The 25,353-nt window shown below is 71.3% G+C and carries 22 protein-coding genes; 7 read left to right on the top strand and 15 right to left on the bottom strand.

Annotation, left to right across the window (positions count from 1 at the left end; translation table 11 throughout):
• Positions 1 to 634 precede the first annotated feature (634 nt).
• From whiA to uvrA, 6 genes are all read right to left on the bottom strand, one after another.
• Complete coding sequence (gene whiA / locus ACFY8O_RS11635) at positions 635 to 1,624, bottom strand: DNA-binding protein WhiA (protein ID WP_014045276.1); 990 nt, start codon at positions 1,622 to 1,624, stop codon at positions 635 to 637.
• Complete coding sequence (locus ACFY8O_RS11630) at positions 1,615 to 2,646, bottom strand: gluconeogenesis factor YvcK family protein (RefSeq protein WP_387900795.1); 1,032 nt, start codon at positions 2,644 to 2,646, stop codon at positions 1,615 to 1,617. The genes whiA and ACFY8O_RS11630 overlap by 10 nt, the downstream gene beginning before the upstream one ends.
• Complete coding sequence (gene rapZ, locus ACFY8O_RS11625; RefSeq protein ID WP_145802380.1) at positions 2,643 to 3,608, bottom strand: RNase adapter RapZ; 966 nt, start codon at positions 3,606 to 3,608, stop codon at positions 2,643 to 2,645. Before rapZ ends, ACFY8O_RS11630 begins: the two co-directional genes overlap by 4 nt.
• Entirely contained in the window at positions 3,605 to 5,764 is a 2,160-nt protein-coding gene (uvrC, locus tag ACFY8O_RS11620; RefSeq protein ID WP_145802378.1) for an excinuclease ABC subunit UvrC, read from the bottom strand. Before uvrC ends, rapZ begins: the two co-directional genes overlap by 4 nt.
• Before the next feature lie 74 nt (positions 5,765 to 5,838).
• A complete protein-coding gene (locus tag ACFY8O_RS11615; RefSeq protein ID WP_145802377.1) occupies positions 5,839 to 6,267 on the bottom strand; it encodes a Rieske (2Fe-2S) protein in 429 nt (142 codons plus the stop codon).
• 244 nt (positions 6,268 to 6,511) lie between these two features.
• The gene (gene uvrA / locus ACFY8O_RS11610) at positions 6,512 to 9,529 is read right to left on the bottom strand and encodes an excinuclease ABC subunit UvrA (RefSeq protein WP_387900792.1); all 3,018 of its coding nucleotides are present in this window, start codon (positions 9,527 to 9,529) and stop codon (positions 6,512 to 6,514) included.
• 175 nt (positions 9,530 to 9,704) lie between these two features.
• Between uvrA and ACFY8O_RS11605 the strand changes: the two genes are divergently transcribed.
• The gene (locus tag ACFY8O_RS11605; RefSeq protein ID WP_387900790.1) at positions 9,705 to 10,394 is read left to right on the top strand and encodes a maleylpyruvate isomerase family mycothiol-dependent enzyme; all 690 of its coding nucleotides are present in this window, start codon (positions 9,705 to 9,707) and stop codon (positions 10,392 to 10,394) included.
• Positions 10,395 to 10,404: 10 nt separating this feature from the next.
• The gene (locus tag ACFY8O_RS11600; protein WP_387900788.1) at positions 10,405 to 11,061 is read left to right on the top strand and encodes an MBL fold metallo-hydrolase; all 657 of its coding nucleotides are present in this window, start codon (positions 10,405 to 10,407) and stop codon (positions 11,059 to 11,061) included.
• A 64-nt stretch (positions 11,062 to 11,125) separates the two neighbouring features.
• Here the strand turns inward: ACFY8O_RS11600 and ACFY8O_RS11595 are convergent, their stop codons facing one another.
• The 5 genes from ACFY8O_RS11595 to ACFY8O_RS11575 form a co-directional block, all read right to left on the bottom strand.
• A complete protein-coding gene (locus ACFY8O_RS11595; protein ID WP_387900787.1) occupies positions 11,126 to 12,133 on the bottom strand; it encodes a TerC family protein in 1,008 nt (335 codons plus the stop codon).
• Between the two features lie 266 nt (positions 12,134 to 12,399).
• Positions 12,400 to 14,355, bottom strand: a complete 1,956-nt coding sequence (locus ACFY8O_RS11590; protein WP_387900785.1) for a TerD family protein — start codon at positions 14,353 to 14,355, stop codon at positions 12,400 to 12,402.
• A 115-nt stretch (positions 14,356 to 14,470) separates the two neighbouring features.
• On the bottom strand, positions 14,471 to 15,049 hold the full coding sequence (locus tag ACFY8O_RS11585; RefSeq protein ID WP_073747806.1) for a TerD family protein: 579 nt from the start codon (positions 15,047 to 15,049) through the stop codon (positions 14,471 to 14,473).
• Positions 15,050 to 15,180: 131 nt separating this feature from the next.
• Positions 15,181 to 17,310, bottom strand: a complete 2,130-nt coding sequence (gene uvrB / locus ACFY8O_RS11580; protein WP_387900783.1) for an excinuclease ABC subunit UvrB — start codon at positions 17,308 to 17,310, stop codon at positions 15,181 to 15,183.
• A 39-nt stretch (positions 17,311 to 17,349) separates the two neighbouring features.
• A complete protein-coding gene (locus tag ACFY8O_RS11575) occupies positions 17,350 to 18,222 on the bottom strand; it encodes an MHYT domain-containing protein (protein WP_387900781.1) in 873 nt (290 codons plus the stop codon).
• Positions 18,223 to 18,436: 214 nt separating this feature from the next.
• Here ACFY8O_RS11575 and ACFY8O_RS11570 point away from each other — a divergent pair, with 214 nt between their 5' ends.
• Entirely contained in the window at positions 18,437 to 19,309 is an 873-nt protein-coding gene (locus ACFY8O_RS11570; RefSeq protein ID WP_387900779.1) for a glycerophosphodiester phosphodiesterase, read from the top strand.
• A gap of 59 nt (positions 19,310 to 19,368) precedes the next feature.
• Positions 19,369 to 19,914, top strand: a complete 546-nt coding sequence (locus tag ACFY8O_RS11565) for a methylated-DNA--[protein]-cysteine S-methyltransferase (RefSeq protein WP_145802358.1) — start codon at positions 19,369 to 19,371, stop codon at positions 19,912 to 19,914.
• A gap of 87 nt (positions 19,915 to 20,001) precedes the next feature.
• Here the strand turns inward: ACFY8O_RS11565 and ACFY8O_RS11560 are convergent, their stop codons facing one another.
• Positions 20,002 to 20,700, bottom strand: coding sequence for a 2-phosphosulfolactate phosphatase (locus ACFY8O_RS11560; protein ID WP_387900777.1), 699 nt, complete (start codon positions 20,698 to 20,700; stop codon positions 20,002 to 20,004).
• Positions 20,701 to 21,134: 434 nt separating this feature from the next.
• Here ACFY8O_RS11560 and ACFY8O_RS11555 point away from each other — a divergent pair, with 434 nt between their 5' ends.
• Both ACFY8O_RS11555 and ACFY8O_RS11550 read left to right on the top strand, forming a co-directional pair.
• On the top strand, positions 21,135 to 22,082 hold the full coding sequence (locus ACFY8O_RS11555) for a pseudouridine-5'-phosphate glycosidase (RefSeq protein WP_387900775.1): 948 nt from the start codon (positions 21,135 to 21,137) through the stop codon (positions 22,080 to 22,082).
• Positions 22,079 to 22,972 carry a carbohydrate kinase family protein gene (locus ACFY8O_RS11550; RefSeq protein WP_387900773.1) on the top strand — a complete coding sequence of 298 codons (894 nt, stop codon included), beginning with the start codon at positions 22,079 to 22,081 and terminating at the stop codon, positions 22,970 to 22,972. Before ACFY8O_RS11555 ends, ACFY8O_RS11550 begins: the two co-directional genes overlap by 4 nt.
• Positions 22,973 to 22,991: 19 nt before the next feature.
• On the opposite strand, the gene ACFY8O_RS11545 is transcribed toward ACFY8O_RS11550, so the two are convergent.
• The gene (locus tag ACFY8O_RS11545; protein WP_145802352.1) at positions 22,992 to 23,636 is read right to left on the bottom strand and encodes a uridine kinase; all 645 of its coding nucleotides are present in this window, start codon (positions 23,634 to 23,636) and stop codon (positions 22,992 to 22,994) included.
• Positions 23,637 to 23,670: 34 nt separating this feature from the next.
• Here ACFY8O_RS11545 and ACFY8O_RS11540 point away from each other — a divergent pair, with 34 nt between their 5' ends.
• On the top strand, positions 23,671 to 24,036 hold the full coding sequence (locus ACFY8O_RS11540; RefSeq protein WP_387900772.1) for a nuclear transport factor 2 family protein: 366 nt from the start codon (positions 23,671 to 23,673) through the stop codon (positions 24,034 to 24,036).
• A 7-nt stretch (positions 24,037 to 24,043) separates the two neighbouring features.
• On the opposite strand, the gene ACFY8O_RS11535 is transcribed toward ACFY8O_RS11540, so the two are convergent.
• Positions 24,044 to 24,571, bottom strand: a complete 528-nt coding sequence (locus ACFY8O_RS11535; RefSeq protein WP_387900771.1) for a cupin domain-containing protein — start codon at positions 24,569 to 24,571, stop codon at positions 24,044 to 24,046.
• Between the two features lie 67 nt (positions 24,572 to 24,638).
• A complete protein-coding gene (locus ACFY8O_RS11530) occupies positions 24,639 to 25,337 on the bottom strand; it encodes a winged helix-turn-helix transcriptional regulator (protein WP_387900770.1) in 699 nt (232 codons plus the stop codon).
• Positions 25,338 to 25,353: the final 16 nt, after the last annotated feature.

The raw sequence follows: 25,353 nt of genomic DNA, 5'->3' as shown, positions 1-25,353 counted from the left end.
GGCCCCGGGGTGACATCGAGAGGGGCGGCGTGAAGCGAGAACTCCTTACTCCCGAGTAGGAGTATCGGATTCCGTTCGAGCGGGCCGCCGGGGACGGCCGCCGCGCCCCTCGTGGTCACCGAGCGTCAACTCCCGCCGGGACCCAACTCCTTGCGGCGCGCGGGCCCATGGACACGGCCGCGGTGCCGATGTCACGAGCAGTCACCGACGAGGGCTCGGTCCGCCCCCGCCTCGCCGGCGGACCGGGTCGCGAATGCCGCGGGACGGGATCTACGCTCAATTGTGCGGAGCGGCACTCAATCGATATCGCGGCGGATCCGCACACTTTCGGGCGACGCTCGACCCGGAACTCCTGTACCCCGAAGCGCTCAATCGTGCGGGGTGGCGCTCACTCAAAGCATCCGAGGTGCCCACACAATCGGGCGGTACCGCGCGCAGCCAATCGGCAGGACAGCGGTGGATCAATCCGGTGGGCCCGCCGCTGGCCGAATCCGGCCGGGCGGCACTCGCTCCATTACCGGAAAAACGGTCCGCGGAATTCGGAATGGATCCCGCCCGGGCGGGGAAATACCCCCGCCCGGCGCCCTCCACACCCCGGCCGTACCCCGAGAGCCGGCCGGGACCCGCCGGGCGCTCAGCCCACGAGGCCGTCGGCCATCTCCTCGCTGAGGGTCGACTCGGTGCCCGGGATGCCGAGGTCCTGGGCACGCTTGTCGGCCATGGCCAGGAGGCGCCGGATGCGGCCGGCGACGGCGTCCTTGGTCAGCGGCGGATCGGCGAGCGCGCCCAGCTCCTCCAGGGAGGCCTGCTTGTGCTCCATGCGCAGCCGTCCGGCCGCGGCGAGGTGCTCCGGGACCTCCTCGCCGAGGATCTCCAGCGCGCGCCCCACACGTGCGCCCGCTGCGACGGCCGCACGCGCGGACCTGCGGAGGTTGGCGTCGTCGAAGTTGGCGAGGCGGTTGGCGGTGGCACGCACCTCCCGCCGCATGCGGCGCTCCTCCCAGGCCAGCACCGACTCGTGAGCGCCGAGGCGGGTCAGCAGGGCGCCGATGGCGTCACCGTCGCGGACGACCACACGGTCCACCCCCCGCACCTCGCGGGCCTTGGCCGCGATGGAGAGCCTGCGTGCGGCACCGACCAGGGCGAGCGCGGCCTCCGGGCCGGGGCAGGTCACCTCCAGCGAGGAGGAGCGGCCCGGCTCGGTGAGCGAGCCGTGCGCCAGGAAGGCACCACGCCAGGCCGCCTCGGCATCGCAGGTGGCCCCCGAGACCACCTGCGGGGGCAGACCCCGGATGGGGCGGCCCCGGCCGTCCACCAGGCCCGTCTGGCGCGCCAGCTGGTCGCCGCCCGCCACCACGCGCACGACGTAGCGGGAGCCCCGGCGCAGTCCGCCGGGAGCCATCACGATGAGCTCCGAGCTGTGCCCGAAGATCTCCAGGATGTCCCGCTTGAGCCGACGCGCCGCCATCGCCGTGTCCAGCTCGGCCTCGATCACGATCCGGCCGCTCACCAGGTGCAGCCCGCCCGCGAACCGGAGAATCGCCGAGACCTCTGCCTTTCTGCAGCAGGTCCGGGTCACGGGAAGCCGAGAGATTTCGTCCTTCACCGCTGGCGTCATCGCCATGGGCCGATCCTTCCATGCATCCGAAAAATACGGTCGTACGCGGCGGCCAACAGCTCCGGATCATGAATCGGAACGCCGTCGGGTGAGGCCACGGGGGCCAGCTCGACCGCGGCTCCGAGCCGCTGGGCGGCGTCGGCGAGGGACTCGCGGTCAGGCACGGCGGCCTCGTCGGCCAGCACCACGTCCATGGCGAGTTTAGGGGCGTGTCGTCCCAAAACCTCCAAATGACGCTGCGGTGAGAAGCCATCTGTTTCACCGGGCTGTGGTGCGAGGTTCAGCGAGAGGACCTTACGGGCCTTCGTGGTCACCAGTGCGTCGAGCAGCTCGGGCACCAGTAGATGCGGAATCACCGAGGAGAACCAGGACCCTGGACCGAGAACCACCCAATCGGCGTCGAGGACGGCGGCCACCGCCTCCGGGACGGCGGGCGGGCCGGCGGGGACGACGTGCACCGACTGCACCTCGCCCGGGGTCAGGGCCACCGTGGCCTGGCCGCGCACCGTGACGGTCTCCTCGGGCCGCTCCGGGTCGTGTCCCCGTACGAGCGCCTGGAGCTCCAGGGGCACGGCGGACATCGGCAGCACCCTGCCGTGCGCCCCGAGCAGCTTGCCGACCAGGTCCAGCGCCTGGACGTGGTCCCCCAGCTGCTCCCAGAGCGCGACGATGAGCAGGTTGCCCACCGCGTGCTCGTGCAGATCGCCCTTGGACTCGAAGCGGTGCTGGATGACCTGGGCCCAGGTCCGGCCCCATTCGTCGTCCCCGCAGAGCGCGGCCAGCGCCTTGCGCAGGTCTCCGGGCGGCAACACGCCGAGCTCCTCGCGGAGCCGTCCGCTGGAGCCGCCGTCGTCGGCGACGGTGACCACGGCCGTGAGGTCGCCCGTGATCCGGCGCAGCGCCGTCAGCGAGGCCGACAGGCCCATGCCGCCGCCGAGGGCGACGACCTTGGGCGCGCCGCGATTGCGGCCGGAGAGCGCGGCCGTGGCCCTGCTCAGCCGTCGCAGACGCATGTTGCGACTGGTCACTCGCGCCCCATGTCCCGGTGGACGAGGACGGTCTCGATCCCTTCGGTGGCCAGCCGGGCGGCCAGCTTCTCCGACATCGCGACGGAGCGGTGCTTGCCGCCGGTACAGCCGACGGCGATGGTCACGTAACGCTTGCCCTCGCGGCGGTAGCCGGCGGCGATGAGCTGGAGGAGCTCCGTGTACTGGTTGAGGAACTCCTTGGCGCCCGGCTGGTCGAAGACGTAGTCGGACACCTCCTCGTTGAGGCCGGTGAACGGACGGAGCTCGGGGACCCAGTGCGGATTGGGCAGGAAGCGGCAGTCGACGACGAGGTCGGCGTCGACCGGGAGGCCGTACTTGAAGCCGAACGACATCACCGTCGCCCGCAGCTCGGGCTCCTCGTCGCCGGCGAACTGGGCGTCCATCTTGGCCCGCAGTTCGTGCACGTTGAGGCTGGAGGTGTCGATGACCAGGTCGGCGTCCCCGCGCAGCTCACGCAGCAGATCGCGCTCGGCCGCGATGCCGTCGACGATGCGGCCGTCGCCCTGGAGGGGATGCGGCCGGCGGACCGATTCGAAACGGCGTACGAGGGCGTCGTCGGAGGACTCCAGGAAGACGATCCGCCGGGTGACGTGCTTGGCCTCCAGGTCCGCGAGGGACTCCCGGAGGTTGTCGAAGAAACGGCGGCCCCGTACGTCGACGACGACGGCGATACGCGCGACGTTGCCCTGGGACCGGGCGCCGAGCTCGACCATGGTGGGGATCAGGGCGGGCGGCAGGTTGTCGACCACGAACCAGCCGAGGTCTTCCAGGCACTTGGCCGCCGTACTGCGCCCGGCGCCCGACATTCCGGAGATGATCACCAGCTCGGGGATGGCGGGGGCGGTCGCCTCGGCCTTCTCCGTGGTGCTTGCCGTACTCACGTGTGCTGCTCCGTCTGCTCGGCCGCGTTCGTTCCGGTGCTCATGCGCGTGCTCGGTCATGTCCTGCTGCCCCCGTCGTCCTCTTCAATGATCTCTCCTGTGGCGGTGTTCACGGCAGGTGCGGCCGGGGCCGCCGCGGCGAGGGCCACGGCCACGGATTCCGCGGTCCTGCGCCCTATCCCCGGCACCTCGCAGATCTCGTCGATTGTCGCCTGCCGCAGCCTCTTCACGGACCCGAAATGCTTGATCAGCGCCTGCTTGCGGGTCTCGCCGAGGCCCGGGACGTCGTCCAGGGGGCTGCTGCGGATGCGCTTGGCCCGCTTGGCCCGCTGGTAGGTGATGGCGAAGCGGTGGGCCTCGTCGCGGATCCTCTGGAGGAGGTAGAGGCCCTCGCTGGAGCGCGGCAGGACCACCGGGTCGTCGTCGTCGGGCAGCCAGACCTCTTCGAGACGCTTGGCGAGGCCGCAGACGGCGATGTCGTCGATGCCCAGCTCGTCCAGGGCCCGCTTGGCCGCGGCCACCTGGGGCTGCCCGCCGTCGACGACGACGAGCTGGGGCGGGTAGGCGAAGCGCTTGGGACGGCCGTCGTCCTCGCGGGGCTCCTCCCGCACGGGGCCGGCTTCCGCCTGCGCGGGGGCCACCGCCTGGGGTGCGGGCTCTCCGGAGGCCTCCGCCCCGCCTGCCGGGGCCGGTCCCGGGCCGGTGGGACGCACTCCGCCGGCGAGGGCCGCCGCCGGGCCCGCCGGGGCCACACCGCCTGCCGGCGCCGGCACCGGGCCCGTGGGAGCGGGCGTCTCCTCCCACTCGCCGGTGCGTTCCTTCTCCTGGAGGTAGCGCTTGAAGCGGCGGCCGATGACCTCGTGCATCGAGCGGACGTCGTCCTGGCCCTCGAAGCCCTTGATCTGGAAGCGCCGGTACTCGCTCTTGCGTGCGAGGCCGTCCTCGAAGACCACCATCGACGCGACCACGTCGTCGCCCTGGAGGTGCGAGATGTCGAAGCACTCGACGCGCAGCGGCGCCGTGTCGAGGCCGAGCGCCTCGGCGATCTCCTCCAGGGCGCGGGAGCGGGTGGTGAGATCGGAGGCACGCTTGGTCTTGTGCAGCCCCAGAGCCTGCTGGGCGTTGCGCTGGACCGTGCCCATGAGGTCCTTCTTGTCGCCCCGCTGCGGAATGCGGAGGCTGACCTGGGAGCCCCTGCGGCCCGCGAGCCACTGGGACACGGCCTCGGGGTCCTCGGGGAGGGCCGGGACCAGCACCTCCTTCGGCACGGAGTCACCCGACTCCTCTCCGTAGAGCTGCTGGAGCGCGTGCTCGACGAGGCCCGCCGTGTCGACAGCCTCGACCTTGTCGGTGACCCAGCCGCGCTGGCCGCGCACCCGCCCGCCCCGGACGTGGAAGATCTGGACGGCCGCTTCGAGCTCGTCCTCGGCGACGGCGATGAGGTCGGCGTCGGTGGCGTCGGCGAGGACGACGGCGCTCTTCTCCATGGCGCGCTTGAGCGCCTCCGCGTCGTCGCGCAGCCGGGCCGCCCGCTCGTACTCCATCTCCTCGGCCGCCTGCATCATGTCCTTCTCCAGGCGGCGGATGTACGTCCCGGTGCGGCCCGCCATGAAGTCGCAGAAGTCCTCGGCCAGATCCCGGTGTTCCTCGGGGGTGACCCGTCCGACACAGGGGGCGGAGCACTTGCCGATGTAGCCGAGGAGGCAGGGGCGGCCGGTCCGTTCGGCGTTCTTGAAGACACCGGCGGAGCAGGTGCGCACGGGGAAGACCCGCAGCATCAGGTCGACCGTCTCGCGGATCGCCCAGGCGTGGCCGTACGGGCCGAAGTAGCGGACGCCCTTCTTCTTCGCGCCGCGCATGACCTGGACGCGGGGGAAGTCCTCGTTGAGCGTCACCGCGAGGTAGGGATAGCTCTTGTCGTCGCGGTACTTGACGTTGAACCGCGGGTCGAACTCCTTGATCCAGGTGTACTCCAGCTGGAGCGCCTCGACCTCCGTGGACACGACGGTCCACTCGACGGAGGCCGCGGTCGTGACCATCGTGCGCGTACGCGGGTGCAGGCCCGCCAGGTCCTGGAAGTAGTTGGCCAGGCGCTGGCGCAGGTTCTTGGCCTTCCCGACGTAGATCACCCGGCGGTGCTCGTCGCGGAATTTGTAGACCCCCGGGGAGTCGGGGATCTGTCCCGGCTTGGGGCGGTAGCTGGAGGGGTCTGCCATGTCTCACACCCTACTTGCGGGCGGTGACAGAGCGGCATCTCCCGGGGAACGGGGAGCTCCCGCAGCCCTCCCGGTCAGGCTTCGGGGCCGGCGACGAGCTTCCCGCCCTCGACGCGCACCTCGACGGAGGGCAGCGGCACGGTGGCCGGCCCCCGCAGCGCCTTGCCCGTGGTCACGTCGAAGCGGCTGCCGTGGCAGGGGCAGTTGCCCTCGTTGTCCTCGACCTTGTCCAAGAGGCAGCCCGCGTGGGTGCACTGGGCGCTGAACGCGGTGTACCGGCCGGCTGCGGGGCAGCTCACGACGACCCGCTGCTCCCGGTAGAGCTTCGACCCGCCCACGGGCACCTCGTCCGGGGAGCCGAGCTCCACGGGCGCGGTGGGGGTGGGCGTCTGCGCGTGGCCGAGCTTCGACTCGGTCGAGCAGGCCGCCGCTCCCAGCCCGGCGGCACCGGCGAGGGCGGCACCCTTCAGTACGGTGCGGCGGGCGGCGGGCAGGCCGGACATGCGGGCTCCACTGGTCGGGGGGACAGGGGTCACCCTCACCGTCCGGGGCACCGGGTGCCGAGGGGGTCACCGGGGCACGGGCCGCGTCCGAAGGCGGGGGCGACAGACCCGACGATACCGGCGGAGATCGCCTGTACGTCCACCGCCCCCGGCCCTGCCCCCGGGGGGGCACGACCGTCCGGAGGGAACGGCCACCGCACCGGGACGGTCCCCGGCGCCGCGGGGGCCGTCCCATCCCTCGGTGTCAGGCCTTCCGCGCGCGGGCGGCCTTCTTCGGTGCGGGCGCCTCGGAAGCCGCCTTCTTGGCCGTCCTGGCCGTGGCCGTCCTGCGGGCCGTCGAGGCCTTCGCGGCGACGGCCTTCTTCGCGGGCGCCTTGCGTGCCTTACGGGCCGCCGGTACCGCGGCCTCACCGATCCGCTCCGCGCCCAGGATCTCCTGGAGGAACTTCCCGGTGTGACTGGCGGGCACCGAGGCCACGTGCTCCGGTGTGCCCTCGGCGACGACGAGACCGCCGCCGCTGCCGCCTTCGGGGCCCATGTCGACGACCCAGTCGGCGGTCTTGACGACATCGAGGTTGTGCTCGATGACGATCACCGTGTTGCCCTTGTCGACGAGGCCCGAGAGCACCGTGATGAGCTTGCTGATGTCCTCGAAGTGCAGCCCGGTCGTCGGCTCGTCCAGGACGTAGACCGTGCGTCCGGTGGAGCGCTTCTGCAACTCACTCGCCAGCTTCACGCGCTGCGCCTCACCACCCGAGAGCGTGGGCGCGGACTGGCCGAGCCTGACGTACCCGAGGCCCACCTCGTTGAGCGTGCGCAGGTGACGGGCGATCGTCGGGACGGCCTCGAAGAACTCCAGGCCCTCCTCGATCGGCATGTCCAGCACCTCGGCGATGGACTTGCCCTTGTAGTGGACCTCCAGCGTCTCCCGGTTGTAGCGCGCACCGTGGCAGACCTCGCACGGGACGTACACGTCGGGCAGGAAGTTCATCTCGATCTTGATCGTGCCGTCGCCCGAGCAGTTCTCGCAGCGGCCGCCCTTGACGTTGAAGGAGAAGCGGCCCGGCAGGTAGCCGCGCACCTTCGCCTCCATGGTCTCGGCGAACAGCTTCCGCACGTGGTCGAAGACTCCGGTGTACGTGGCCGGGTTGGACCGCGGGGTGCGGCCGATCGGCGACTGGTCGACATGCACGACCTTGTCGACCAGGTCGTCCCCGTCCACCCTGGTGTGTCGCCCGGGGACGGACTTGGCGCCGTTGAGCTCGCGCGCCAGGTGGGTGTAGAGGATGTCGTTGACCAGGGTCGACTTGCCGGAGCCCGAGACGCCCGTGACCGCCGTGAGCACACCGAGCGGGAACGAGACGTCGATGTCCTGGAGGTTGTTCTCCCGGGCGCCGTGCACCGTGAGCAGGCGCTTCGGGTCGACCGGACGCCTGATCGCCGGCAGCTCGATCGCCCTCTTGCCCGAGAGGTACTGGCCGGTGACGGACTCCTTGTTGGCCAGGAGCTCCTTGAGCGAACCGGAGTGGACGACCTTGCCGCCGTGCTCACCGGCTCCGGGGCCGATGTCGACGACCCAGTCCGCGACCTTGATGGTGTCCTCGTCGTGCTCGACGACGATGAGGGTGTTCCCCATGTCGCGGAGGCGGACCAGGGTCTCGATCAGCCGGTGGTTGTCGCGCTGGTGCAGGCCGATGGACGGCTCGTCCAGCACGTACAGCACGCCGACGAGGCCGGAGCCGATCTGGGTGGCGAGCCGGATGCGCTGGGCCTCGCCGCCGGACAGGGTGCCCGCGGCGCGGTTCAGCGAGAGGTAGTCGAGGCCGACGTCGACGAGGAACCGCAGCCGCTCGTTGACCTCCTTGAGGACCCGCTCGGCGATCTTCTTGTCGCGGGCGTTCAGCTTGAGGCGGCCGAGGAATTCGGCGCACTCGCTGATCGACATCGCGGCGACCTCGGCGATGGACTTCTCCATCACCGTCACCGCGAGCACCAGCGGCTTGAGGCGGGTGCCCTCACAGGTCGGGCAGTCCACCTCGCGCATGTAGCCCTCGAAGCGCTCCCTGCTGGAGTCGCTCTCGGCCTCGGAGTGACGCCGCTTGACGTACTCCGCCGCGCCCTCGAAGCGAGGGGTGGTGTAGGCGCGCTCACGGCCGTACCTGTTGCGGTAGCGCACCTCGGTCTGGATCTTGTGACCGTGCAGCAGCGCCTTCTTGGCGCGCTGCGGCAGTCCGGCCCAGGGAATGTCCGTACGGAAGCCGAGGGCGTCCGCGAGCGCCGTGATCTGGCGTCCGAAGTACTCCTTGGTGTGGCCGTGCGACCAGGGGTGGATCGCACCCTCGTCGAGGGACTTGTCCTCGTCCGGGACGATCAGCTCCGGGTCCACCTCCATCCGCGTGCCGATGCCGGTGCAGTCGGGGCAGGCGCCGAACGGGGAGTTGAAGGAGAAGGAGCGGGGCTCCAGCTCCTCGAAGGAGAGGTCGTCGTACGGGCAGTAGAGGTGCTCGGAGAACATCCGCTCACGCTCGGGGTCGTCCGCGTCGAGGTCGACGAAGTCGAGCACGACCATGCCGCCGGAGAGGCCGAGCGCGGTCTCCACGGAGTCGGTCAGCCGGCGCTTGGCGCTGTCCTTCACCGTGAGGCGGTCGATGACCACCTCGATGGTGTGCTTCTCCTGCTTCTTCAGCTTCGGCGGCTCGGAGAGCTGGACCGTCTCGCCGTCGACCCGGGCCCTGCTGTAGCCCTTGGTCTGGAGGTCCGCGAAGAGGTCGACGAACTCTCCCTTGCGCTCACGCACCAGCGGCGAGAGCACCTGGAAACGGCTGCCCTCGGGCAGGTTCAGCACCTTGTCCACGATGGCCTGCGGCGACTGGCGCGCGATGGGCCTGGCGCACTCGGGACAGTGCGGTTTGCCGATCCTGGCGAAGAGCAGCCGGAGGTAGTCGTAGACCTCGGTGATGGTGCCGACCGTCGAGCGCGGGTTGCGCGAGGTCGACTTCTGGTCGATGGAGACGGCGGGCGAGAGGCCTTCGATGAAGTCCACGTCCGGCTTGTCCATCTGGCCGAGGAACTGCCGGGCGTACGAGGAGAGGGACTCCACGTAGCGCCGCTGGCCCTCGGCGAAGATCGTGTCGAACGCGAGTGAGGACTTGCCCGATCCGGAGAGCCCGGTGAAGACGATGAGGGAGTCACGGGGTAGATCGAGCGAGACGTTCTTCAGGTTGTGCTCGCGCGCGCCACGGACGATGAGACGGTCGGCCACGCCGGTCCGCACCTTTCTGGAGAGAAGTGGGAGAACTGAGCCCCTCTCCCAGGGTATGGGGGGCGCCACAGCGATGTACGAAGCTTTCGACTCCGAGCGTATAGCACGCGCATTCGATTTACGGACGACCGCAGACCGCATCACCCGAACGAGTGGTGAGGGCTACGCTCGGGCCATGACTGATCATGTGCGTGACCTGGAAGCTGTACGTGAAGCGACCGATCGGCTGCTCAGTGCCATGGACGGACGTGACGACGGCTCTGTGGCCGAGCCGTCGCTTCTGCCGGGCTGGAGCCGCGGCCATGTTCTCGCCCACCTGTCACGTAACGCCGACGCCCTCACAAATGTTCTCCAGGGGCGGCCGATGTACGCGAGCAGCGAAACCCGGGACAGCGACATCGAGCGTGACGCGCCCCGGCCTCTGGGCGAACAGCTCGCTGACCTGCGCACGAGCGGCGCGGCCTTTCTCGCCGCGGCCTCGGAGCCGGCCGACTGGTCCCGCACGGTCACCCTGCGCAACGGTGTGACGGACTCCGCGTCCCGGATCCCCTTCCGCCGCTGGGTCGAGATCGAGCTCCACCACGTCGACCTGGGGACCGGCTACGGGCTGGAGGACCTGCCGGAGGAGTTCGTGACCCGGGAGAACGACTTCCTGGCCGAACGTTTCGCCGGGCACCCCGACGTCCCGCCCACGACCGCGGTCACCGAGGACGGCCGGATCTGGACCACGGGCGGCGGTTCCGACGGCCCCCCGGTCACCGTCCGGGGCACGGCTCCCGACATCCTCGGCTGGCTCTGCGGTCGCCGCGACGGCTCCGCGCTCACCGTCGACGGGGGCGGCCTTCCCACGCTGCCCCCGCTATAGGCTGCGTCACATGACGTACAGCGGAACGGTCAAGGTCGGCGGCCCTGCGGATGTGCACGAGCTGACGGATCTGATGATCTCCAAGGTCGCCGTCGGCCCGATGAACAACAACGCGTATCTGCTGCGCTGCCGGGCCACCGGCGAGCAGCTCCTGATCGACGCGGCGTCGGAGGCCCCGGTCCTGCTGCGGCTGATCGGTGAGGACGGCATCGCGTCCGTCGTCACGACGCATCGGCACGGTGACCACTGGCAGGCGCTCGGCGAGGTCGTGGCGGCCACCGGCGCGCGGACGTACGCGGGGGTGTACGACGCCGAGGGCATCCCCGTACCGACCGACGAGCTCGTCGAGGACGAGGGCACGATCCGGGTGGGGCGGGTCACCCTGACCGCCAGGCATCTGAAGGGGCACACCCCGGGCTCCATCGCACTCGTCTACGACGACCCGCACGGAGCCCCGCACCTGTTCACCGGGGACTGCCTCTTCCCCGGCGGCGTGGGCAACACCCACAAGGATCCGGAGGCCTTCGCGAGTCTGCTGCACGACGTGGAGACCAAGCTCTTCGACCGGCTGCCGGACGAGACGTGGGTCTACCCGGGCCACGGCCACGACACCACGCTCGGCGCCGAGCGCCCGCATCTGCCCGAGTGGCGCGAACGCGGCTGGTGAACCGGTGAAAGCCCGACGGCCGGGTGCCCCTCGGGGCCCCGGCCGTCGCTCTGTCCGTGCGGCGTTACTTCTCCGCGCCTACGTGCTCGCTGTCGTCCTTCTGCTCGTCCGTCTCCGAGCCCTCCACCGCGTCCTTCTTCCTGGTGGCGATGAGGCTGGTGATCGTGGTGATCACCAGGACGCCGCAGATGACGGAGAGGGAGAACGGGATGGAGATCTCCGGGACGTGCACCCCGGACTCGTGCAGGGCGTGCAGCACCAGCTTGACGCCGATGAATCCGAGGATCACCGAGAGCCCGTAGCTGAGGTGGACCAGCTTCTTCAGCAGACCGCCGATGAGGAAGTACAGCTGACGCAGGCCCATCAGGGCGAAGGCGTTGGCGGTGAAGACGATGTACGGGTCCTGGGTCAGGCCGAAGATCGCCGGGATCGAGTCGAGCGCGAACAGCACGTCCGTGGTGCCGATGGCGAGCATGACCACCATGAGCGGGGTCATGACGCGCTTGCCGTTGTTCCGGATGAAGAGCTTCGTCCCGTGGTACCTGTCGGCGACACCGAACCGGTGCTCGATCGACTTCAGGAGGCGGTTCTCCTCGAACTCCTCTTCCTCCTCGCCGGCCCTGGCCTCCTGGATCAGCTTCCAGGCGGTGTAGATCAGGAACGCGCCGAAGATGTAGAAGACCCACGAGAAGTTGGCGATGACCGCGGCTCCGGCTGCGATGAAGATGGCACGCAGCACCAGGGCGATCAGTACACCGACGAGCAGCACCCGCTGCTGGAGGTGGGAGGGTACCGAGAACTTCGCCATGATCAGGACGAAGACGAAGAGATTGTCGACACTGAGCGACTTCTCGGTGATGAAGCCGGCGAAGAATTCGCCTGATGCCTGGCTCTCACCGAAGACCAGCAGGCCGAGTCCGAAGAGGACGGCCAGCGCGATCCAGATGACGGTCCAGATTCCGGCTTCCTTGGTCGACACGTCATGGGGCTTGCGCCCGATGAAGAAGTCGACGGCGATGAGTGCGACGAGACCGAGAATGGTCAGCGTCCAGAGAGTCCATGAAACGTCCACTGCGCCTCCGGCAGTTCGCTACGGCTATAGATCAGCGTCGTCGCTGCCGGAGGTCTCTTCCACCCGGGACACGCGGGCTGCGTGCCGGGCCGACGCCCCGGGACCGGTCACAGTCCGTACTGACGGGAACGCCGCGATCGGGAGTACTCCCCTCCGCACCAAGAACAGTACATGAAGCACCAAGAAACGGTAAAGTCCTTCCCAAGCCGTGATCAAAATGGCTGCTCAGAGGCCGGATGGACCAGAGGTGAACCGCCGTCGTCCTCTCAGCGGTAGCCGGCGCGCCTGGCTGCGGCGACCAGCGCGAGGACCTGTTCCAGGACCCGGCTGCCCTGCGGCGCCCTCAGCGACTCGTACGTCCAGGCGTGCCCCACCCACGGGTCGGCCAGATGGTCGTCGGCGACGGGGGTGATCCGCAGCAGGGAGCGCCACAGGGGGTCGAGCACCGGGCCGTAGGCGCGGGCGTCCTCCCGGTCGGCCACCATCAGCAGGTGCACACCGACCGAGGGACCCTCGTCGGCCAGATAGCGCAACTGGGTGACGGCCCGGTCGTCGAAACCGTGGGGGAAGTCGTTGACGATCAGCAGCTGCTCCCCCGGGTCCAGGTCCGGAGGCAGTGAGTCCGCGGCGCCGGCCCGCAACGCCATCTGCACCAGGTCGACGCGGCGGGTGAGGTGGGCGAGGACCGCGGAGACACCGGCGGCCCCGACGGCCGGAGGCCCGGCGAGGGCCCCGGAGTTCACCAGGGGCGCGAGCGGGCCGGCGGCGGCGCCGGCCGGGTCGATGACGTGCACCGAGAACTCGTTCGCCGGGTAGACCGCGAGCAGCCGGGCGGCCAGCGCGACCGCGGTCTCCATGGCAAGCCCGCGCAGCTGGTCCCCGTTGTCCGTCGCCGCGGCGGCCTCGGAGGCCTCGGAGGCCGTACGTCCGCTGTCGACCCAGATCCCCCGCTCCAGGGGCAGACGCACCAGCAGCGGGATGCGCAGGTCGGTGCGCTCGGGGAGATGGAGGTCGCCGATCCGCAGCGCCATGGGGATCTCCATGGGGACGCGGTAGCCGTGCCAGACGGGGTTGTCCCAGCCCGCGTAGGAGGCGGGGAGGGCGGGCTCCACGACGGCGGACTCGGCGGCCAGCTGGGCCAGATCGCGGTCGAGCGCCTCGCGCGCCCTGGCGGTCAGTTCGTCGCGCTTGGCCCTGGCCTCCTCGCGGACCCGGTCGCCCGTGCCCCCGATGCGGCTGCGCGGGTCGGAGAGGGCCCGGTCGAGCTCCTGGTCCATCCGGGACTCGGCGAAGTCGACCGCGCTGCGGTAGGCCGCGACCGCCCGCGCGAGGTCCTGGAACATGTCCCAGACCTGGTTGTAGAGGCGCTCGTCCATGGACCAGCCGGTGGCGTCACCCGCGACGGGCTGCGCGGGCTGCCCCGGCGCGGCGGGCGGGGCCGTGGGCGGCGGCGGGGGCGGCGCCGAGGTCTGGCGGCGGGGGTGCGCGTAGTCGATGGGCCCGCCCGCCGCGGTGGCCGGAGGCGGGGGCGCGCCGCCCCCCAGCGGGCCGGGGGCGGGCACCGGAGGGCCGGGCGGCTGTCCGGCGCCCGTGGACGGTGCGGGACCGGCGGGATGGCGGACCCGCTCGCCTTCGGGGGCGCGGGGCGGAGGGGGCGCCACGGAGCGGGCGAGCCCCGAGGCGACGGCCCGCTGTATCGAGTCGGCCAGCTCCGCGGCCTCCGCCACCCCCTGGTCGGCGAGCATCTCGGCGAGCCCCGAGGCGTATCCCTGGCCCACGGCCCGGACCTTCCAGACGCCCTGGCGCCGGTAGAGCTCCAGGGCCGACACGGCGGACTCCGTGTCCAGGCCGGTGAGGGTGAAGGTGGCGATCTCGGTGCCGTCGAGCCCCGTGACGGCGACGAACGGGGCGGCGACCGCGCCGAACCTGACCGGCCGCCCCGCCCCCACGGGCAGGGCGAGGAGGACGGTGACGCGGTGCACCGCGTCGGGCAGGGCGTCGAGGTCCACGGCAAGGCGGTGGTCGGCCGCCGCCTGCCGGGAGACCTCAAGGCCGGGCAGCCGGTGCGATCCGGGATGGGCGATCCACTCGGCACCGCGGACCGTGCCCCGCTCGTCCCCGAGCGTGGCCCCGGCCACGACCGGTGAGCCCGCCGACACCCTGATCTCCAGTCGGGTCTGGGGCAAGGTGTGGTTCTGCCCCCGGACCAGCTCGGCCGTCATTGCCCTGTCCCCTCGACGTTCGGTGTGGTGCCCTGCCATGGGCGCAGCTCCCGGCGGCGGTGCCTCCGGGAGCTGCTCGTACGGATCCGCGGGCGGGATGTGGCCCGCGCCTCGCCTACAGGTGCGGCAGGATCGCCGGCATCAGGTCCTGGAAGGTCCGGCCGTTGGCCGGGTTGCCCAGGGCGGTCATCTGCCAGCCGTTGCCCGAGCGGTGCACCTTGGCCATGATCTGCGCCGTGTACTGGCCGCCGCCGTCCAGTGTGTAGCGGGCGAGCTCCTGGCCGTTGGTCTCGTCGACGATGCGGCAGAAGGCGTTCTGCACCTCCTGGAACGTCTGGCCGGTGAAGGAGTTCACCGTGAAGACGATCTGGTCGATGTGGACCGGGACCCGCTGCAGGTCGACGAGGATCGCCTCGTCGTCGCCGCCCGAGCCGGCCCCGCCGACGAGGTTGTCGCCGGTGTGCTTGACCGAGCCGTCGTCGCTGACGAGGTGGCGGAAGAACACGACGTCCACGGGCTGCTTGTCGGCGAAGAGAACCGCCGAGGCGTCCAGGTCGATCTCCCGCGTACGCGAGCCGAACAGCCCGCGGCGCGGGGCCGCCTGCCAGCCGAGCCCCATCCGTACCGCGGTCAGGGTCCCCCCGTCGCTCTTCTGCAGGCTGATGGCCTGGCCCTTGGTCATGTTGACCGTCACGCGCTGTCCCCTCTCCGCTTGCCCCGCAACCGTCGGTGTGCGGTTTCCCCGCACCCTACGCAGTCCCCGGGAGCGAGAAGCAGTGATGGGCCGTTTTTGTGTCGTTCCTGCAACACTGCGGGCCCCACCGGTCAGGCGAGCCCCGCTTCCCTCATCTGACGCAGCTCCTTCTTCAGCTCCCCGACCTCGTCACGGAGGCGCGCGGCCACCTCGAACTGCAGGTCGGCAGCCGCAGCCCGCATGCGGTCCGTCATCTCCTCGATGATGCCCGCGAGCTCCGTCGCGGGGCGGTCCGTGACCACCGCGGGCTCGCCCTTGCGGCCCTTGTCCTTGCGGCCGGCCGGGGTCTGCGAGCCGAGCGTGGGCACCGGCGCCTTGGTTCCCTTGCCCTGCCGGTAGCCGGTGCCGAGCAGCTGCTCGGTGTCGACCTCCTCACGGGCGATGGAGGCGACGATGTCGTTGATCTTCTTGCGGAGCGGCTGGGGGTCGACGCCCCGCTCGGTGTTGTACGCGATCTGCTTCTCACGGCGCCGGTTGGTCTCGTCGATGGCCTGCGCCATGGCCGGGGTGACCTTGTCCGCGTACATGTGGACCTGCCCCGAGACGTTACGGGCGGCGCGCCCGATGGTCTGGATCAGCGAGGTGCCCGAGCGCAGGAAGCCCTGCTTGTCGGCGTCGAGGATGGCCACGAGGGAGACCTCGGGCAGGTCGAGGCCCTCACGCAGGAGGTTGATGCCGACCAGGACGTCGTACTCACCGGAGCGCAGCTCGCGCAGCAGCTCGATGCGGCGCAGGGTGTCGACGTCGCTGTGGAGGTAGCGGACCTGGATGCCGAGTTCGAGGAAGTAGTCCGTGAGGTCCTCGGACATCTTCTTGGTGAGGGTGGTGACGAGGACGCGCTCGTCCTTCTCGGTCCGCTTGCGGATCTCGTGCACCAGATCGTCGATCTGGCCCTCGGTCGGCTTGACGACGACCTCGGGGTCGACGAGCCCCGTGGGCCGGATGATCTGCTCGACGAACCCGTCGCCGCGGGACAGCTCGTACTTCCCGGGGGTGGCGGAGAGGTAGACCGTCTGACCGATCCTGCCGAGGAACTCCTCCCACTTCAGCGGGCGGTTGTCCAGCGCGGAGGGCAGCCGGAAGCCGTGGTCGACGAGGGTCCGCTTGCGGGAGGCGTCGCCCTCGTACATCGCGCCGATCTGCGGCACGGTGACGTGCGACTCGTCCAGCACGAGGAGGAAGTCCTCGGGGAAGTAGTCGAGGAGGGTGTTGGGGGCGGTGCCGGGAGAGCGGCCGTCGAAGTGCATCGAGTAGTTCTCGACACCGGAGCAGGTGCCGATCTGGCGGAGCATCTCGATGTCGTACGTCGTGCGCATGCGCAGTCGCTGGGCCTCCAGCATCTTGCCCTGCTTCTCCAGCTCGGCGAGGCGCTGCTCCAGCTCCTGCTCGATGCCGCTGACCGCCTTCTCCATGCGCTCGGGCCCCGCCACGTAGTGGCTGGCGGGGAAGACGTGGAGCGAGGAGTCCTCGCTGATGACCTCGCCGGTCAGCGGGTGGAGAGTCGAGAGCGCCTCGATCTCGTCACCGAACATCTCGATGCGGACGGCGAGCTCCTCGTACACCGGGAAGATCTCGATGGTGTCGCCGCGCACCCGGAAGGTGCCGCGGGTGAACGCCAGGTCGTTGCGGGTGTACTGGATCTCGACGAAACGGCGCAGCAGCTGGTCCCGGTCGATCTCGTCGCCGACCTTGAGCTGGACCATGCGGTCCACGTACTCCTGCGGGGTACCCAGGCCGTAGATGCAGGAGACGGAGGCGACCACGACGACGTCCCGCCGGGTGAGCAGGGAATTGGTCGCCGAGTGCCGCAGCCGCTCGACCTCCTCGTTGATCGAGGAGTCCTTCTCGATGTAGGTGTCCGACTGCGGGACGTACGCCTCGGGCTGGTAGTAGTCGTAGTACGAGACGAAGTACTCCACGGCGTTGTTCGGGAGGAGCTCGCGGAACTCGTTGGCCAGCTGGGCGGCCAGCGTCTTGTTCGGCGCCATCACCAGGGTGGGGCGCTGCAGCTTCTCGATCATCCAGGCGGTCGTCGCCGACTTTCCGGTGCCGGTCGCGCCGAGCAGGACGACGTCCTTCTCCCCGGCGCGGATGCGCCGGTCCAGCTCGGCGATGGCCGCGGGCTGGTCACCGCTGGGCTGGTAGGGACTGACGACCTCGAAAGGCGCCACCGAACGTTCGATCTTCGAAACGGGCCGCATGCAACCACGGTACGACCCGCCACTGACAACGGCCGGGGATCAGCGGTTCCGCTGCTGCCGGTACTCCCGGTGCGAGACCGTTTCGTAGGGCCTGGACCGGCCTCGCTGGAGGGGGACGGCCGTCACCCGCCCGAGGGGGTCCCGGGTGCGGCCGGGCGGCCGTACGGAACCCGCGGCGGGGCCGGTCACCACGAGCGGGTCGATCATGACGACCACGGCCGCCAGGAGCAGGAAGCAGCCCGGCCCGATCAGCATCGGCAGGATCAGCGAGGTGGGCGCGTCGCCGGGCGGTGCCGGCACCGCGTCGGGATGCAGGTGCACCTGGAGCGCGGCCATCCCGGTGTAGTGCATCCCGCTCACCGCCACGCCCATGACGACGCTCGCCCCGAGGCTGGGCAGGAAGCCGTGGATGGAGACGGCCGCCCACAGGGCGGCGGTCGCCGCCACCACGGCGATGACGACGGAGAGCGAGACGGTGAGCGTGTCGTAGGCGAACAGCCCTTCGAAGGTCATTCCGGCCATGCCGAGGTAGTGCATCGAGGCGACGCCCAGGCCGGTGATCGTCCCGCCCGTGACCAGGGCCATGGGGGTGGCACCGCGGTAGCCGACGAGGAAGATGCCGATGCCGACCATCACGATCGCCACGGCGAGGCTGGCGAACGTGAGGGGGCGGTCGTAGCTGACCGGGGCCTCGCGGACGCTGAACCCCAGCATGGCGATGAAGTGCATCGTCCAGATGCCGGAGCCGATGGAGGTCGCCCCGAGGGCCAGCCAGCCCGCTCTGGAGGCGCCCCGGGTGCGCAGGGACCGGTTGGTGCAGCGCAGACCGAGAGCCGCACCGAGGCAGGCCATGAGGAACGCCGCGACCGGCGTCACGAGCCCGTAGGTGAATCCGTCAACTGTGCCCTGCATCCTGGTACGCCCTTCGCGGTGGCCCGGGTTCGGGGGTGACCCTAAAGGGCAAGGCCCGGCAAGCAAACATAAGAACGGCATTTTATCCGCTCCCCGAGCGGGCCGGGCCCGGGTACCCGACAATCCGTTCACATCATGGTCACCGTCGTCCCGCCGTCCGTTGGGGATCGGCTGCGAGTCTCTTCCTGCCCACACACCGACGCGAGGAGTACACGTGTCCGCACGCACAGCCACCGCCGCCACCGCCGTCGCCGGCCTGCTCGGGGCCTGCGTCCTCCTGCCCGCCGGCCAGGCGCAGGCCTCCGCCGCCCAGGACGCCCCGGTCGTCTTCGCCCACCGCGGAGCCTCCGCCTACGCCCCGGAGAACACCCTTGCGGCCGTGGACGCCGCCGACGATCTCGGCATCGCGTGGGTGGAGAACGACGTACAGCTCACCAAGGACGGTGTGCTGGTCGTCGTGCACGACACCACCCTGAGCAGGACCACCGACGCCGAGGAGGTCTTCCCCGGCCGGGCGCCCTGGGCGGTCAAGGACTTCACGGCGGCGGAGATCGCGAAGCTGGACGCGGGCAGCTGGTTCGGCGACCGCTTCGCGGGGGCCAGGGTGCCGACGCTGGCGCAGTACCTCCACCGCGTCGAGCGCAACCACCAGAAGCTGCTCCTGGAGATCAAGAGCCCGCAGACGTACCCGGGGATCGAGAAGGAGACCCTGCGCGTCCTGCGGGAAGGGGGATGGCTGGACCGCTCCCACGTCAAGCGGCGGCTGATCATCCAGAGCTTCGGTGCAGAGAGTGTGAAAACTGTCCACGCGCAGCGTCCCGACGTCGTCACGGGCTTCCTGGGTACCCCGGCCGTGGCCGATCTGCCGTCCTACGCGGCGTTCACCGACCAGATCAATCCGGCGTACACGTCGGTCGACGGCGCCTACGTGGCGGCCGTGCAGAAGCTCAAGGGCGCACACGGCAAGCCGCTCCGGGTGAACACCTGGACGGTGAACGACGCGGCGAACGCGGTGAAGGTGGCCGGCTTCGGCGTGGACGGCATCATCACGAACAACCCGGACGTGGTCCGCGACGCCACCCGCTGACCGCCCGCCCTGATCCGCACGCCGGGGGCGTTGTCGGTGGCGGGTCGTACGGTGGTGGCATGGAGAGCGGCGAGCAGGTCGTGGAGTGGTCGGTCGTGCCGAGCGAGATCGGCCCGCTGCTCCTCGCCGCCACCCACGCGGGCCTGGTCACCGTGGCCTTCCACGCGCGCCCCCGGGTCCGGGACCGGGCGCTGGGGCAGCTGCGGTCCCGTCTGGGCATGGAGCCCGTGGAGGCACCCGGCTCCGAGCGGCTGGCCGGGCCGGCCGGCCGGCTCGCCGCCTATCTCGCCGGAGGGCTGAGGGAGTTCTCGCTCCCCCTCGACTGGTCCCTGACCTCAGGTTTCCAGCGCGAGGTGCTCCGCGAGCTGGAAGCCGGCGTGCCGTACGGGACGGTCGTGGGCTACGGCGACCTGGCCGCCCGGGTCGGCCGGCCCGGCGGGGCGCAGGCCGTGGGGGCGGTCATGGGCTCCAACCCCCTGCCGCTGGTGGTGCCCTGTCACCGGGTGGTGGAGAGCGACGGGGGCCTCGGGGGTTTCGGCGGGGGGAAGGAGACGAAGCGCCGGCTGCTGGAGCTGGAGGGGATACTTCCGCAGCCGCTCTTCTGAGGGCCGTCGCGTCTCCTCCCCTGGCGCAGTCCTGATCCCCGGTGGATCAGCCGCGCCGGCCCCTGAAGGGGCGTCCCCGGCGGTGGCTCAGCCGGGTCCGGGGAGGACGCCGGGCACGGCTACGGGGCGGAGCACCATCAGCGACTCCTCCCGGCGAGCGACCATCGCGAAGGGGAATCTGTCGATCTCCAGGCAGAGAGCGACGTCGTCCGGGTGGTATCCGCTCCGCAGACCACCGGCGAGATCGGCCGCGGCACGAGAAGTCCTCGCACGGTGGAGGTACGGTTCCGCCTCGACCCCGCCTCCCTCCATGGACCGGCCGATGTATTCGGCGCAGGCCAGGTCCTCGTCGGCCCGGCCTCCCTCGCCGGTCACGACGAACGTCACGGGGCCGGCACCTCCGGCCCGCAGGAACCGCGCGGTCGGGCCGGCCACCACGAAGCTCGCGCACAGGACCAGCGGTGCCCCGGCCACGGCCAGCGCGCCCACGGTTCCCGCCGTCGTCTTCTGCACCAGCGTGCGGCCGGTGAAGTCGCGGGACCTGAGCAGGCCCGGTGAGTTCACCGCGTCGAAACCCTCCGCCCGCGCCCCGTCCTTCAGCGCCAGCCACCCCGGCCGGCTCTCCTTCAGAGCGAGTGCCTCGCTCTCCGTGGAGGCCAGGACTATCTTCTCCACGCCACGCGCGAAGGCCCAGGCGGCCCCCGTGAAGGCACGCATCACGTCGATGACGACAGCGACCCGGGGAACGGAGGTCAACTCAGGGATGCCGACGTAGTGATGATCCATCGTCCCATTCTGACGCCTCCGGGGCCCTCCGTCCGGAACTCCCGGCTGCCCGGCGTTCTCGCTCGCCGCGCCGGTCCGGATCTGGTCATCGCGCTCCGGACGCCGTGCTGCGCGACTCGCCCATGGGCGCCGGTCCTGGTCTTCCGGCTCCAGCCCGCTCCCCCGGCCGGGGCCGTCGTTCTACGCCCGGGCCCCCGGCGCCGGGCCCGTGCCCCGTCCCGCACCCCGTGGCCCCTGGCCCGGCTCCCGGCTCCCGGTTCCGAGGAGCGTCGCTCAGGGGAACTGGGGATGCGGCTCCGGCCGTTGGCCGTCCGCCCCGGCCGCCTATCCCCGGGGCCGGAGCACTCCGGGACGCCCCGGCGCCTCTCCCCCGCTCCCGGCTAAAGGCTCGGGTCCTGGTTTGCGGCCCCCGTGCCCGCGACAGGGATGGGGGCATGCCTCAGAATCCAGCACCCCTGTCGCAGGAATCCGGCCGCCACGCACTCCTGCTCTCCGCGGACGTGAGGGAGGCCCTCGCGGAGCGGCGGCCCCTGGTGGCCCTGGAGTCGACGATCATCGCCCACGGCCTGCCACGGCCCCGCAACCTCCAGGTCGCCCAGGAGCTGGAGGAGATCACCCGGAAGGCCGGCGCCGTCCCCGCGACCGTGGCGGTGCTCGACGGCAGGGCTCATGTGGGCCTGACCGCAACGCAGTTGGAGCGGGTCGCCGGGGACCCGGCCGTTCGGAAGCTGGGGCACCGCGATCTCGCGCCCGCCCTCGCGCTGGGGGCGAGCGGCGCGACGACCGTGTCCGCGACGGCGTTCCTCGCGGCCCGGGCCGGTCTCCGCGTCTTCGCGACCGGCGGGCTCGGCGGCGTGCACCGGGAGTGGACACAGACGCAGGACGAGTCCGCCGACCTGCGGCTGTTGGCCCGGACCGGGATCACGGTGGTGTGCGCGGGCGTGAAGTCGATCCTGGACGTGCCCGCCACGCTCCAGCGCCTGGAGACGCTCGGGGTCGGCGTGCTCGGTTACGGCACGGAGCATTTTCCCGGCTTCTACCTGCGCAGCTCGGGCGAGCCGGTCGACTGGACGGTGCGGACCCCGCAGGAGGTGGCCGATGTGATGCGGGCGCGGGAGGAGCTGGGCGGGCCGCCCGCCGCGCTGATCGTCGCCCATCCCGTGGCGGAGGAGGAGCAGTTGGACCCCGACGTGCACGACCGGGTCCTCGCCGGCGCCCTGGCCGCCTGCCGGGAGCGCGGGGTGACGGGGCAGGCGGTCACCCCGTTCCTCCTGGAGTACCTGATGAGGGAGACCGGGGGTGCGTCCCTGGAGGCCAATCTCGCCGCCGTACGCGGGAACGTCGAGCTGGCCGCGCGGATCGCCGTGGCGGCGTCGCGGTGAGCGGGGGCGCCCTGCTCGTGGTCGGGGAGGTGGTCAACGACGTGGTCGTCCGGCACGGCTCGGCGCCGCTCCACGGCACGGACACCCCGGCCCGGATCACCACGCTGCCGGGTGGCGCGGGTGCCAACGTCGCCTGCTGGGCGGTGCGTTCGGGCTGCCGGGACGTACGGCTGCTGGCCCGGGCCGGGGCCGAGTCGGCCGACTGGCACCGGGAGGCGCTGCTGCGGGCGGGGGTGCGTCCGGTCCTGGCCGTCGACGAGGAGGTGCCGACCGGCACGGTGGTGGCGCTGGTCGACGCCTCGGCCGAGCGCACCTTCCTCACCGACAGCGGGGCGGTGCTGCGCCTCTCCCCCGGGGACTGGGACGCCTCGTTGCTCGACGGCGCGGCTCTGCTCCATCTGTCGGGCTACCTCCTCTTCGCGGCGACGAGCCGGGCGACGGCGGCGCTCGCACTGCGGGAAGCGCGGCGGCGGGGAGTGCCGGTGAGCGTGGACCCGGCCTCGGCCGGATTCCTGGCCGGGCTGGGCGCCGGGGCGTTCCTCGATCTGGTCCAGGGCGTGGACCTGCTGCTGCCCAACGCCGACGAGGCACGCGAACTGACCGGGCTGCCGGAGCCCGCCGACGCGGCGGCCAAGCTGAGCCACCACGTGGGCCGGGTCGCCGTCACGCTCGGGGACAGGGGCGTCCTGCTGGCGGCCGGTGGCACGGTGACCGCGCGGGTACCGGCGGCCACGGTGCGGGCCCCGGTCGACTCGACGGGTGCCGGGGACGCCTTCACCGGCGGTTTCCTCGCCGCGCTGGCCGCCGGCGCGGATGACGTCACCGCCGCCGCGGCAGGCTGCCGGGCGGGGGCAGAGGCGGTCACGACGGTCGGGGGCCGACCGGCCTGAACCCGGACGAGAGGCCCCGTCAGCCGGTACCGAGGCCGGTCCAGGCCGGGTGGCGCGGGTCGTCGGCCCGGACCACCGTGTCCGCGCGCCCGGCGGGCCCGACCTCGTCCTCGTAGCGCGCGAAGGCGGGCAGCGTCCACCGCTCGCTCTCCTCCGTACGCCGCCGCAGGGCGCCCGGCGAGAGGCTCAGATGGATGCCGAGGTCGAAGGGGAACCACTGTCCGAGGAGCAGCGGGCCGTGGAGGATCAGTACGCCGCCCTCGGGCAGTTCCTGGTACGGGCTGCGGGTGGCCCGGTCCGTCACGGGGTTCCACAGGTCGGGCAGTACGCGTCCGCTGCCACCCGGCTCCAGCGGGCGGAACACCTCGCGCCACAGCGCGCCGGTGTCGAACCAGCTGTCGGCGTACGAGTCGGGGTCCTGCTTGCCGTACTCGTAGCGCAGGCTGGCCGGGCGCAGGAAACCCCCCGTGGAGACGGTGAGAACGGGCCGCCCGCGAGCCCGCAGCGCCTCGGCGAGCCGCGCGGCGGCGTCCTCGGGACGGGCTGCGGGGGCTCCGTCGACGCCGATCCTCAGCCAGGACCCGCCGTCGGCCGGTTCGAGTCCGTCGGCGTGGACGGCGAGGGCGCGGGCCAGCCGTTCCCAGGTGATGGGTTCATATCGCACGCGTCCATCATCGCCCTGCGCCATGATGATCCGTATGGATCTCGCCTTCGCCCGCCGGTTCGCCGCCCAGTGGCAGGACGACTGGAACGCGCACGACCTGGACCGCGTCCTCGCGCACTACCACGAGGACGTGACCTTCAGCTCGCCCATGATCGCCCGGCTGACGGGTGACACGTCCGGGACCGTTCACGGCAAAGAGGCCCTGCGCGCGTACTGGGCGGCGGGGCTGGAGCGGATCCCGGACCTGAGGTTCGAGGTGATGGACGTGCGGGCGGGCGTCGACGCGCTGGTGATCGACTACCTCAACCAGATCGGCGGCCGGGTGAGCGAGGTGCTGACCTTCCGTGACGGCCTGGTCGTGGCGGGCTTCGGCGCGTACGGCGAGACGCCCGCCAACTGACCTGGGCTCAGGACCGCTCCTCCCCCGGGCAGTCCGCCGCTTCGGCGTCGTAGGAGAGTGCGCTGCCTTCGGGGAGCAGATAGGTCACCCACAGGACCACGGGTTCGGTCCCGAGGTTGCGTCCGATGTGCCGGTGGTTGCTCCCGGCCGGCTCGATGAAGGACGTGCCGGCGGGCGTCACCTCGACCGAGCAGTCGTCGAGGGTCCGGGTGAGCGTCCCGGCCTTGACGACGGCGATCAGCTGCCCGCTGTGGGTGTGCCAGCCGGTGGAGCCGCCGGGCTGCACGGTGATCTCCCGGAAGGTCACGTCCGTCGGGCCGTGGGGAGGCTTGATCTTGAGCTTGCCCTCGGAGGTTCCCTGGGCGACGACGGTACCGCTCACCCCGCTGCCGGGAGTGGCGACCGCCGCCGCGGGCACCAGGCCGAGCGCGGCCACACAGACGCCCACGAGCCCCGCCCTGCGCAGTGCGCCCAGCCTCCTCACGTTCCTCCCGCTCCCGCCGCTCTTCGCGCGAACCATGCCGTCGAACCTCATGAAGGACTCCCTCAGCACCGGGGACCGATGAACACCCCTACGCTACCGACGAGTTGCCCGGGTCACCTCATGGACACGACGACCGCTCACCGCGGAGTTCCGTGGCGAGCGGCCCATCGCCGAGCACGTCCACCCGGCCGCTCCCGACCGCTTCGGCGAGGGTGCACTCACCACGCGCGAGGGCGAGAGCGGCTTCCGTCCCGAGCACGAGGCACGCGTCGGGGTGGCCGGCCGGGCCGTATCCGTACACCTCGCCGGTGGCGGCCCCGGCGCCCGCGCGCAGGTGGAACTGCCCCTCGGCCAGCCTGACTTCGATCACTCCCTCACCGGTGAGGCCGTCCAGCGCGCGCAGCAGCGGCAGGGCGAACCAGTGGGCCCTGACCGCGTCCGTGGGGCGGCGTTCGGCGAGTGCGGGCGCGCCCCAGTGGGCGAGCGCCGTGAGGACCGGGAGCAGACCCCGGCCGTGCTCGGTCAGCTCGTAGACCGAGGCGGCGGCGGGGGGCGGGAGCTTGCGGCGCACGGCCAGACCGCCCTGCTCCATGTCCTTGAGCCGGGAGGCCAGCACGTCCGTGCTGACCCCGGGCAGGTCGGCGTGCAGATCCGTGTAACGGCGGGGCCCCGCCAGCAGTTCACGGACGATCAGCAGCGTCCACCGGTCCCCGACGGAGTCGAGGGCGCGGGCGGTGGCGCAGAACTGGTCGTAGCTCCGGCGGCGGGCTGGACGTGCGGGCTGCTGCTGACGTGGCATGCGACGCAGTCTAGACATGTTGTTGGACTTTCCA

This window comes from Streptomyces argenteolus, assembly GCF_042902585.1.
GTDB classification, from domain to species: Bacteria; Actinomycetota; Actinomycetes; order Streptomycetales; family Streptomycetaceae; genus Streptomyces; species Streptomyces argenteolus.
Note: the sequence above shows the minus strand (reverse complement) of the source record. Positions and strands in the feature narration are given on the sequence as shown.